The organism is Mesorhizobium sp. WSM4809 (genome assembly GCF_055811655.1).
This window is the reverse complement of record NZ_JBVVQW010000040.1, coordinates 1-10,967: the sequence shown is the minus strand read 5'-3', so window position 1 is coordinate 10,967 and position 10,967 is coordinate 1. Positions and strand designations below refer to the sequence as shown.

At 59.3% G+C, this 10,967-nt stretch carries 10 protein-coding genes and 1 pseudogene; 5 read left to right on the top strand and 6 right to left on the bottom strand.

Annotation, left to right across the window (positions count from 1 at the left end; genetic code table 11):
- Window positions 1–152, bottom strand: a 152-nt coding sequence (locus AC0L24_RS33555) for a co-chaperone GroES (protein ID WP_473565039.1), incomplete at its 3' end; no start/stop codon positions are given.
- Between the two features lie 522 nt (window positions 153–674).
- On the opposite strand from AC0L24_RS33555, the gene AC0L24_RS33550 reads away from it, so the two are divergent.
- Both AC0L24_RS33550 and AC0L24_RS33545 read left to right on the top strand, forming a co-directional pair.
- The gene (locus AC0L24_RS33550) at window positions 675–938 is read left to right on the top strand and encodes a DNA -binding domain-containing protein (protein ID WP_473565038.1); all 264 of its coding nucleotides are present in this window, start codon (window positions 675–677) and stop codon (window positions 936–938) included.
- A 495-nt stretch (window positions 939–1,433) separates the two neighbouring features.
- Window positions 1,434–1,736 (top strand): DUF982 domain-containing protein, encoded by a 303-nt coding sequence (locus AC0L24_RS33545; RefSeq protein WP_473565037.1) that lies wholly within the window; start codon window positions 1,434–1,436, stop codon window positions 1,734–1,736.
- A 523-nt stretch (window positions 1,737–2,259) separates the two neighbouring features.
- Here AC0L24_RS33545 and AC0L24_RS33540 read toward each other — a convergent pair.
- The 5 genes and pseudogenes from AC0L24_RS33540 to AC0L24_RS33520 all read right to left on the bottom strand — a co-directional run bounded on the left by AC0L24_RS33540 (window position 2,260) and on the right by AC0L24_RS33520 (window position 5,180).
- Window positions 2,260–2,724 (bottom strand): Ros/MucR family transcriptional regulator, encoded by a 465-nt coding sequence (locus AC0L24_RS33540; protein ID WP_473565036.1) that lies wholly within the window; start codon window positions 2,722–2,724, stop codon window positions 2,260–2,262.
- 269 nt (window positions 2,725–2,993) lie between these two features.
- Window positions 2,994–3,647 carry a DUF309 domain-containing protein gene (locus AC0L24_RS33535; protein WP_473565035.1) on the bottom strand — a complete coding sequence of 218 codons (654 nt, stop codon included), beginning with the start codon at window positions 3,645–3,647 and terminating at the stop codon, window positions 2,994–2,996.
- Window positions 3,648–4,015: 368 nt separating this feature from the next.
- Window positions 4,016–4,261: a hypothetical protein gene (locus tag AC0L24_RS33530; protein WP_473565033.1), complete on the bottom strand. Its 246-nt coding sequence runs from the start codon at window positions 4,259–4,261 to the stop codon at window positions 4,016–4,018.
- Between the two features lie 18 nt (window positions 4,262–4,279).
- Window positions 4,280–4,985 (bottom strand): annotated as a pseudogene (locus tag AC0L24_RS33525) (SOS response-associated peptidase).
- A gap of 9 nt (window positions 4,986–4,994) precedes the next feature.
- Entirely contained in the window at window positions 4,995–5,180 is a 186-nt protein-coding gene (locus AC0L24_RS33520; RefSeq protein WP_473565032.1) for a hypothetical protein, read from the bottom strand.
- A gap of 185 nt (window positions 5,181–5,365) precedes the next feature.
- On the opposite strand from AC0L24_RS33520, the gene AC0L24_RS33515 reads away from it, so the two are divergent.
- The 3 genes from AC0L24_RS33515 to AC0L24_RS33505 all read left to right on the top strand — a co-directional run bounded on the left by AC0L24_RS33515 (window position 5,366) and on the right by AC0L24_RS33505 (window position 10,428).
- Window positions 5,366–5,743 carry a hypothetical protein gene (locus AC0L24_RS33515; protein WP_473565031.1) on the top strand — a complete coding sequence of 126 codons (378 nt, stop codon included), beginning with the start codon at window positions 5,366–5,368 and terminating at the stop codon, window positions 5,741–5,743.
- The gene (locus tag AC0L24_RS33510; RefSeq protein WP_473565030.1) at window positions 5,712–7,670 is read left to right on the top strand and encodes a putative bifunctional diguanylate cyclase/phosphodiesterase; all 1,959 of its coding nucleotides are present in this window, start codon (window positions 5,712–5,714) and stop codon (window positions 7,668–7,670) included. Before AC0L24_RS33515 ends, AC0L24_RS33510 begins: the two co-directional genes overlap by 32 nt.
- Before the next feature lie 337 nt (window positions 7,671–8,007).
- Entirely contained in the window at window positions 8,008–10,428 is a 2,421-nt protein-coding gene (locus AC0L24_RS33505) for a bifunctional diguanylate cyclase/phosphodiesterase (protein ID WP_473565029.1), read from the top strand.
- Window positions 10,429–10,967 lie beyond the last annotated feature (539 nt).

Below are 10,967 nucleotides of genomic sequence, written 5' to 3'. Positions count from 1 at the left end.
CGAGCGCCGGAGCCGACAGCGATGATCTCGCCTTCCTGCGGCTTTTCCTTTGCCGTGTCGGGGATGATGATCCCGCCGGCGGTCTTGGATTCGGATTCGACCCGGCGAACGACCACGCGGTCATGAAGCGGGCGGAACTTCGACTGTGCCATGTTTTTTCCTCGATGAGTGCGGTGAGAAACACCGTCCGGCGAAGCCGGACACCTACAAAGCCCGGCTGTCCGGACCTGCGGTTAGCACTCAGCAAGGACGAGTGCTAACGTGCCGATGAGATAGGCTGTAGGTTCGTACTGGTCAAGACGGATGAGCGGACGGCCGAAGAGCCAAAAGATTTGGAATCGGCCGGAAGCCTGGCTCCCATTGCGGCGCATCCCAATGCCTAGACGCGTTTCGGCCGTAAGCTATGGGCCGACTTTTGTGTCTTATTTGGAATGTGAAATTATGTGAAATTAACGGCCGAGCAGTCGGCCGGGTATCGACGGCCAGCCGAACAGTCTTGAGCTTTTAGCAGTTCATCCCTAACCTAGAGTTGCATCGCCAAAGGAGCGTTCTCGCTTCGAGCGGGCACTTGCAGACGATGATCGGAATGTCGCCTCGAGGACGATATTCCCCTCGGTCCGGGTAGCCTATCGAGCGAAATCTTCGACCAGTTGTTTCCGGAGCCCGATATCGTGATGAAATACACGGACGTTGAACCAGGTCTTCAAGACGAAGTCCCTTGGTCGGACAGCCTCACCGCCTACGACAAGGAGCACTTCAAGACCTACTTGAGGTTCCTGGACGCCTCCGCCGACGATGCCAGTTATGAGGAGATGGCGGAGGTCATCCTAGGCATCAATCCGGCGGAAGAGCCGGTGCGCGCGCGAAAAGCAGCGCGAAGCCATCTCGATCGGGCGAACTGGATGATGACCACCGGTTACAAGGAATTGTTCGCGTAAATAAGGGTGAACGGGCGGCGACCCACGCTGCTTGTTCAGACGTGAACACGGCCGTCCGCCACAAGAATGGCATGACATCCGGGCCTGCGGGATAGGATTCATTGTCAAACTCCGCTGCTCGTACAGGCAGAATATTGGCTGCGCCGATGCGTCTGGCGTGGCCATGCAGGTCAGGGGCGGCCGCTCGTCATACCTGGCCGGCGCAGCCAAGGCGGAGAAGATGAAGCCGTGTTCTGTTAGCGGGTCAAAGCCGGACCATGTTCCAATGGTCTTCGTCGGGACCATGTAGATATGCCACCTAGTGAGCCACCGCGGCAGCGGAGCCGCCACCGTGTCGCTCGCTGGCAGACCGGCGCTGGCCGGCTTGCTCGCCTGGGGACATCACGCCGTTATTTCTCTTGAGATCGTCATCGCCCTGACAACACACTTTGCTAGATCGCGGATGTCACGAGGTGCCTGTCCACGCACCAGCTGTTCAGCAGGTCGGGAGGATTGATGAACTCTGAAGCTTTCAGCAGCCCACTTTTCGTACGACGTGCAGCATACATCGTGCAAGAGATTGCCAGTCTTGCGGACGCTGTCGATTTCCTCGATGAATGGCCACCAGATCGCAGAGACCTGGTCCACGAAGCCGCCCTCAAGGCATGCTATGATGCATACGACGGGCGAAAGCCTGTAAGTGCAGCGCGCAATGCCTTTTTCGGCTTCGCGAAGCGGGCCGCTATATTGGAGGATGCAACCTCCGCCATGCAATGGCTCGCTGCCTGCAAGTCGGGCAACGGAAAAGAGCGAGCCTAGGCTCGGCGAGCCCTGCGAGGCTGGCGCGGGGCGGGTCAAGAGGGCATTGTCGACATTCAGGTCAGCGGACCGGCTCGGCTCGGCAAAGAAGTGGAACTGGGCTCTTGACCTATGATCGTCTTTGGGGGGCGGAGAGATGACCGGCTTGAGGAGATTTGAGAGGCCGGTTGTTGCCCGGGTTGGGCCGCCATAGCACAAGAACGTAGCGAGCGCGCCCGAACTGGTTTCGCTAACTACCGGATTTGCCCCTGCATTTCGCTCGGTTCATTCCGCCAATGCTGATTTTGAATCTTCGTCCGCGCATCCGGCCGACTACGTTCAATCAAACTATGAGATCGAACAGGACCGCCGCACTGGCATGTCCTCTGCCGGTACCTCAGCAAAGCTGGCTGAAATTTTCTCCTGCGTCCCGGCAAGAGCGAAGAAGACCAGCATGGCTGGTTTGGTCCCCCGCCATTTCCTGTTCTGCGCAGATCACGGCGATAACACCTGCGCGTTCCAGAATGACCCTCGAGAGATAAAGTTAGGCTGTGATCTTCTTGCCGGTCCGCGTCGCCGGCGCCGGCGTTTCCGAGTCGTTCGGTTTGCGGCCGAGCCCCATGGTCTTGGCCAAGGCCGAGCGCGCGGCGGCGTAATTCGGTGCGACCATGGGGTAGTCCGCCGGCAGGCCCCATTTGGCGCGATATTCGTCCGGCGTGAGGCCATAGTGGGTCGACAGATGGCGCTTTAGCGATTTGAACTTCTTTCCATCGTCAAGGCAGATGACGTAGTCGGCCATCACCGACTTCTTGATCGGAACAGCAGGCTTGAGAGCCTGCGGCTGTTCTGCGGAAACGCTGCCGGCGGTTCCTTTCAGTGCTGCATGTGCTTGGCCGATCAGGGCGGGGAGGTCGCCCACCGGGACCGGATTGTTCGAGACATAGGCTGAGACGACATTGGCGGTAAGCTCGATGAGGGCGTCGAGGCTGTGGTCGGCTTCTTCTGTCATGAAATTCTCCGGTTGGCTTGAAGACAGCTGGTGAAGCCTCGTTACATGGTGATGGTTGTGGCTGAAGGCAATAATTGTCTCGGCAGCATAAGCATCGCCAGAAGATATTGCTAACAGCGTCCGCCCCGGACATCGTTCCGGCTGCCAGGCGCCGCAACCGATATATGCAGCCATACCGTATTGAGCTTTTGTAATTCCGAAGCAACGTGACGAATTTCCGCGGACACGAAAATACGGCCAGGTGAACGAAACCTGACACTCGTGGTTCTTCAGTTCGTTTGGACCCAACGAGGCTGGTCTATCCCTGGCGTCTTCTCCGGGATGATTGTTCGTCTTTGTTGCCGGCTGATCGGGCTTCGGCCGGAGCTTGGTCCGAGAATGAACTCAAACACGGGTTGTGGCTGACCGAGCGCTGTCGCCTGCAAGGCTGCCGGGGTCCTTGCCGCGGCTTCGGGGTGTTCGGCGAGCGCGGCGGGTGACATGCCGAGCCCACGCTCGAAGCCATGATCGGCCGTCTTCATCAGCCAACGAAGGAGCGCCGCGGCGCGTCCGGCATGACGCATTGCCGCCGCCTGCTTGCCCTCGCGGATCTTCACGCCGGCCGCCGATAACAGGATCAATCCTTTGAAGAGCGTCCGAAGCGGAGCGCCTCGGTCTGCAACCTGCCACAGGTCTTCCCATGCCTCATGCGCTTCCCAGTAATAGCCGTGGTTGAAGAGGTCGAGGCCCCAGAGGAATGTGTCTGAATCAAGCGAGACCTCTGTGGTCAACGGCATGGCTTCGCTATTATAGCCGTGTCCTGTGGGATCACGCACCGGATGCGGTTGCCTGCCCGGCAAATACGCATAGGTTGGAAAGCTCTTTTCCGGCAGCCAACGCCGGCGCAACATCGAACCAATAGCCATCAAAGCCGTATAGCACACCCATGAGATCCCGAACGGACGATCACTCCGGAGCGCCCGCCGGCAAACAAGAGGTTTTGGGCAAACGCCCGGGCTCGCAAGCTTCAGTGCACCAAGATGATCAGGCCTCGTGATCTACTGGCGTGTCGTTGAGATGTCATCCTTGATGACCTATATGCCGTTGTGCGTCGGGCGTTCTCCTCCCATTGCGTCCGGCGCGTTCCCCTCTGGAGGTTTTTGGCCTCTTGCTTGGCCGGGTGCTGTAAGCCCGGCCTTTTTCTTGCGCGCCAGAGGCGATGAAGCTCATCAGCGGTTATGAACATGGCGTCACCCGCCCAACTTGCAAACCGGAAGGGATCGCCCGCACGAGCTGCACGGTGTACTCATTTTCAGCGTCCGCGAGTGCCTACCTCATGTGACGGTGCCATCGTCTTGCCGACCAGGCAAAGCCGGCATCTCACCGTCGGCCGTGCACCAGATCCAGGAATCGAACTCTCTGCTTTCCGCACCCAGGCGCACAAAAGCTCAGCTTTGTTGGCTTCTTGCAAATCGCCCTTGTGCTTGGCGACGAACTTGTCAGCGACGGCCTGCAATGCCGCCTCCTGGCGGCTGTCCAGCGTGATGATGTAATCCATGACGATACCTCCCACTGTTTAGAACAATGAGCCCTGCGCCGCCTGTTGCGGAATTTTGATCTGCGTCGCCGGCTTGTCGACGATCACAAGGGCATCATCGGGTGCGGTGCGCTGCAGACGCTTTTCTTCCGACCAAGGCGCGGTCAGCCAAGTTTCGATTTCCTCTGGCGTGGTCAGCATCACCGGCATGGCCTTCTCATGGATGCCAGCGACCACGGCATTGGGTTTGGTCGTCATGAAGCCGTAGACCTCGTGATCGCCGGGGCCTTCCTTGACCTTGCGCACGCCATGCCAGGGTGTCCAAAGGCCGGCGAAGCAGAAGAGCGGTCGGTTCTCGTCGACGGCAAACCAGTAGTTGCGCTTGATGCCGGTCTCCGGGTCCACCTCATCCGGATTGGGGCTAGGCTCCGCAAAGCTGGTCACCGGAACAACGCAGCGGTGCTCGACGCCGACATATTGCTGCCAGTCGGTGTATTGAGGATTACGGACACTCGTGGTGCCTGGGTCCGAATTGCCTCGGACGCGCTCCAATGGCGTCGGCATGCATGCCCCAACGAAGACTGGCTAGCTCGCGTTGGCCGGCCGATGCGATGCGGACTACCGGCCCGAATTGGTTGGGATAGATATCGATCGACGGTTCCATGTTGCCCAGAATGTCACGCAGGGCACCTGTGAACTGGCGAATGGCCTCTTGCGACGTGGTGATGTTGTAGAGATTGCACATGTCTTGCCCCTAGTGGCGCACGCCAGCTTTCTTGCTTTCTCTCAGATAAATGTCGGTCTGTTCGCGCATGGCGTCCAAGAGCCACAAGGCCAGATCGAGGTCTTCCGGATATATGGCCAGGATCCAACAGGCCGTCAGTTCGGAGATTGCCTGTTTCTGACTGACATCGGAGAGGCCGCGCATTTGCTTGGCCATCTTGCTGACGGTCCTGTGGATGGCGGGCCGTTCACGGGTCACGGTAGCAAATAATGTCCGCGTGCTCCGTCGGGTCGGCGATGAGAGGTTTCATGAGTGTCTCCATTTTGCCAGCAGTGAACAAAATGAGAACACAGGAATCAATGCCTCTTGACGAAACAGGAATATGTTCCTCTTTCTAACGCATGGCGCACGATCCGATCGACACGCTAGGCAAGGCAACCCGGCACAACATGCTTGTGAAAGCGGAATGCAGCTGCGGCAATGTCCGCTACTGCCGATCGGCCGATTTGATGATGGCCTACGGCGGCGGTGTGGACCCGATGTCGTTGAAATTCGACTGCAGCCGCTGCAAGCCGCAGGTGAAAATCACCCTGATGGAGGATCGTGTCTTTCACTATCTTCGAATTCCGGAGTCCTTTGGTTTCCCCAACTGGGCTGTCCAAATTCGGTTGAAATTTACTTTTTCCGAATTGTTCCATGCTAGGAGACCAACACGCAGCTACTACTCTAGGGCGGGAGAAAAGAGTGATGCAGCGTCTGTCTGCCGCAAGGCTCGGTGACCTTTTGGCGGGAGACCTGCGTGTTTTTGGCGGGCCCTCGACGATCGAACCACTTGCCGGCCGTATCAGGGCGGAGCAGGTCAGTATCGTGCTTCGCAACACGCCTCTTGGCATGGTTGCGAACATCCTCAATGCGGCCACTTTTGTCATGGCGTTTTGGGGCTCGCCCGACCAGACGGTAGCCATCCTCTGGGCGAGTATCATCATCGCCGCCGCTGGTTTCGTCGGCCTAGGAGCGAGATCATCATTCCAGTCCGTCAAACCAAGGTCGGTGTCTCGCCGGACAACGCAAAACCTGGTGCGGAACGCCTTCTTGTTCGGCACATGGTGGGGAGCACTTCCCGTTCTGTTCTTCAGCGGGGCAACAAGTGCCGCCCAGGTCGTCATTACCTGCCTGAGCGCGGGGATGATCGCGGGCGGCGCCGCTTCCTTTTACACGATTCCTATTGCGGCCATCGCCTATACGCTACCGATCTTCGTCGGTTCAGCGGTGGCGATCGTGTGGGTGAAAGACGCGGTCAACCTGCCCGTCGCAATCCTGATGGTGAGTTACGCCATCACGTTGTTTCGTGCCGTGCTTGCTCACGCCTTCGAATTTACTCAGCGTTTCATTCTGCAGGCGGAAAGCGAAAATGCCATTCGCAGGGATGTTCTGACGAGACTGCCAAACCGGTTCAGCTTCAATGAGCGGCTGGAGAACGCGTTGGTGGACGCAAAGCAGTTTGACCAGCACTGTGGGTTGCTTTTGTTCGATCTTAACAATTTTGCCCAGGTGAATGATCGCTTTGGCCGAGCCATGGCGGATGCCCTTTTGGTCGAAGTGGCTGCGAGACTTCGGAGATCGACGCGGGAGAGCGATGGCATTGCCAGATTGGAGGGCGGCGAATTTGCGATAATTGCCACGCGCGATGTAAGGCCAGATCAGATCAGCTCCTTGGCCAAACAGATCGTAGATGCCATGCGCGACCCATTCTTGATCGAAGGGCGCGAACTATATTGCAGGGCCTCTATAGGCATCGCTTTGGCTCCCGCTGGCGGTTTGGATGCCAACCAACTCCTGCGGTGCGTGGACACCGCACTATACATGGCCAAGACGCTGGGGGCGGGCTCCATCCAGTTTTTCAGCGCAAACGACGACGAAGCTGCCACAAGGCGCCATGTCCTCGAACGCGATCTGAAATCTGCGCTGGCCAATGACCAGCTTTGGCTCGCATTCCAACCCTTTCTCGACCTCGGACGTGATAGCGTCCGGGGGTATGAAGCGCTTCTGCGGTGGCAGCATCAGACCCTTGGCACGATCTCTCCCTCGGAGTTCATACCCATCGCTGAAGAAACGGGTTTGATTCACGCCATCGGACACTGGGTCGTCAAAACGGCTTGTCTGGCAGCGGCGCGCTGGCCGCGCGACATGCGGGTCTCCGTCAACTTGTCGGTAAGGCAGCTTAAGAACAAGGCCTTGCTGGATGAAATTGTGGCGGCCTTGGCTGAAGCCGGTTTGGAGCCCCGAAGACTCGAGGTCGAAATCACAGAAACCGTGCTGATTTCGAATTTTGAAGAGACGATCTCGCTATTACAATCGTTGAGTTCTCTGTCTGTCACAGTTGCTCTTGACGATTTTGGCACCGGCTATTCGTCACTCACTTATCTCCGCAAATTGCCTCTTTCGCGGCTCAAGATCGACCGATCTTTTGTCCAGGATATGCTGACTGATGCGGACTGCGCCGCGATTGTACGATCATTGGTCAAGTTGGCGCATGAGCTTCGAATTGCGGTAACGGCCGAAGGCGTGGAAACTCTCGACCAGCTCGACTACCTGCGCCGCGTCGGATGTGATGAAGCTCAAGGCTATTTAATCGGGAAACCTGACCGGATTGACGACATTCCTGGCATTGCTGCGAAGCAGTTTGGTCAGGAGCTAGGTGTTTGAATAGCAGGACCGGCATCTTAACCGGGGATGGTCTGGTTGCCTCCTACTCGATGAGAACGGCCGCCTCGGCCGTCGCCCACGTATGTGGCGCTGGCGCGGCACATCGAGAGGGAATTGCGTCGAGATTTCGCGATCGCGGCGGAATTCCGCTCGGCTCGGCAAGAAGACGAGCTTTGCCTAGGCCGCGTAATCGCCTTTGAGGGCGCGGAGATGACCGGCTTTGGGCGGGTTTGAGAGACGACAATGATTCAAACCGGACTTCCCGCTTAAGCGCTTTATTCAAGATTTGACCGTAGATTTCTCCCCGACGGGTGATCATACTGCCTGGGGGAAGAGCATGTTGAAAGTCTACACTTGCATTGCGACGCAGCACGATTTGCGTCTGGTTGCGCTGGCGGCCTTTATCTGCGCTCTGGCCTCCTTCACGGCGGTGAATGTCCTCCACCATGTCGGGCGCAGTGAAAGCGAGATGCGACGGATCTGGCTAGCCGTCGCTGCGATCGCCACTGGCTTCGGCATATGGGCGACGCATTTCATAGCCATGTTGGCCTTCCAGCCCGCCGTGCCGAGCGGCTACAACATCGCCTTGACGATCATTTCGTTACTGGCCGCGATCGCTTTGACCGGCACGGGTCTCACGATCGGCATCTCGCCACGCGTTCCACATGGACGCTGGATCGGCGGTGCGATCGTGGGAGGCGGCATCGCGGTGATGCACTACACTGGCATGGCCGCATTCGAGATCGCGGGACGCGTCGTCTGGGATGTGCCGCTCGTCGCCGCCTCAATTATTCTTGGTGGGCTGTTCGGTGCGGCCTCATTGCCGGTTGCCCTTCACGCCAACACGCTCAAATGGAAGGCGCTCGGTGCCCTCGTGTTGACCGTAGCGATCTGCAGCCACCATTTCACGGCGATGGGCGCGGCGGCAATCATGCCAGACCCGCGCATTGTCGTTTCCGCAACGGCGTTGCCCGCGGACTGGATGGCGGCTGGCGTAGCCCTCGTTTCGATTGTCATTGTCCTTTTGGCCATCATCGGCCTCGCCCTCGATGTGCGTGATCTCCGTCGCGCCGGCGAGATAGCGCGTATGCAGGAGCTGGTTGACGCGGCCGTCGAGGGGCTGATCGTGTGCAACGAAACCGAGATCGTGGCTGCCAATCGCAGTTTCTCCGCGCTTGCGTGTGCCGACGGCTCGCAACCGGTCGGACGCCCGCTCGCGTCCTTCTTTCCCACGGCCTCCCCAGGCGAACTCACGGGTCCCGCGCAAAGGCCGCTGGAGGTGGAGCTATGCGCGACGGATGGCACCATGGTCCCCGTGGAGCTGATCCGGCACAGCATCCTTTATGCCGGGAAGCCGCATCAGGTGTTTGCAGTGCGCGATATCCGCGGGCGCAAGCGGGCGGAGGAGGAAATTCACTTCCTTGCCCACCATGATCCCTTGACCAAGCTTCCGAACCGCACGAGCTTCAACGAAAAGCTCGAGGCCGAGCTTACAGCACATCTCGACACTGAGCGGTGCCTTGCCGTGCTCTTCCTCGATCTCGACCGCTTCAAGGAGATCAACGACCTCTTCGGCCATCTCGTCGGAGACGCCGTCCTGCAGTGTGTGGCCGAGAAGATCAGAAGCATCCTCAAGCCCGGGCAAATGGTTGCGCGCTTGGGCGGCGACGAGTTCGCTGTCATCGTTCCCGGTCTGCCGAGCGCGGGCTATGCGACGCGCACTGCTGAAGCCATCCTGGACGCACTCAATGACGCAGGCGCTAACCTGCCGGCCGGCGTCACCATCGGCACCAGCCTTGGCATCGCCGTATTCCCGAACGATGCACCCGATCGGGAGACGCTCCTGAGCCATGCCGATGCCGCGCTCTATGAGGCCAAAATGCAGGGGCGGGGCGTCTATTGCGTTTTCGAGCCGTCCATGGGTGAGCATCTGCGCGACCGTCGCCAGTTCGAGCACGACGTCCGTCATGCGATCTCGCGCAAGCAACTGCACCTTGTCTATCAACCGCAGGCGGAACTCCTGTCCAACGAGATCTTCGGTTTCGAAGCGCTGCTCCGGTGGGATCATCCTGAACGCGGCGCCGTTCCGCCGTCGGTGTTCATCCCGATCGCGGAGGAGTGTGGGGCCATTCTGAAGATCGGTGAATGGGTGCTGCGGACCGCCTGCGCCGAAGCGGCAAGCTGGCAACAACCGCTAGCAATCAGCGTCAACGTTTCTGCCATGCAACTCCATGGCGGGAATTTGTCCGAGTTGGTCGGGGCAGTGCTGAAAGAGACCGGTCTCGATCCATTCCGCCTCGAGCTGGAAATTACCGAAACTTGCCTGATCAAGGACATGGGGCGCGCGCTCGCCGCGCTGCGCCAGCTCAAAAGCCTTGGGGTCCAAATCGCTATGGATGATTTCGGCACCGGGTACTCGTCGCTGTCGAATTTGCGGGCCTTCCCATTCGACAAAATCAAGGTCGATCAGTCTCTAGTGCGGGCGGTTGATAGCAGCGATGAGGCGGCTACCGTCATGCGTGCTGTCTTTGGCCTCGCCCGGGGTCTCAAGCTCCCCGTCTTGGCAGAGGGCGTCGAAACGGACGCGGAATTGACCTTCCTACGGGGAGAAGCCTGTGATGCGATCCAGGGTTATCTTCTCGGCCGACCTTGCCCGATTTCCGACTTCGCTCAGCACACGATCGGCAATGGTAGGGGAGCCGCTTCCCGGCGGCTGGGGAACCACGAACTGCGCGTGATCAAGAACAGCGCGGCTTAGTGCGGAAGCCGGGTCGCACGCTGCAAGTCACGCGCTGCTACGAGCCGCTCGAGCTGCGGTGATCGGCAAGGCCAAGATCGACGAGGTGAGGAAAAGCTTCGATGCCAGCAGTGCAAGAGCCGCGAGTGGATCTCCGGCGCTCGGCGTAGGGAGATCTGGCGGGACGAATAAGAAGAAGGGCCGGCGCCGTTTGGTGGAGGTTGCCTGAAATGGACGCCGGCTAGATGGGAGTGTACGCAGCACCGATACCTGAGTCTTGACGCCAAGTCACCTGCGGCAATTTGGGATGGACTGGCCCTCTAGCGGGGTAGGTCAGCACGCGCCGGGCCTGACCGGCGGGGGCTCGGAAGCGAAACATGGCAGCGGCTGACAATATACAATACGCCATTGCTATTGCCAAACCGCCGCTACAGTGATCGCGGACCTGAGTGGCGCCCGCGCGCCTGAAGGCGCGCGCCGGGTGCGCGTGCCCCGCGCCCGCGTTTTCCTCGGCAGGCTCGGGCGGGCTCGGCCCTCCCGCGTCGCCCCCTGGCGCGGGC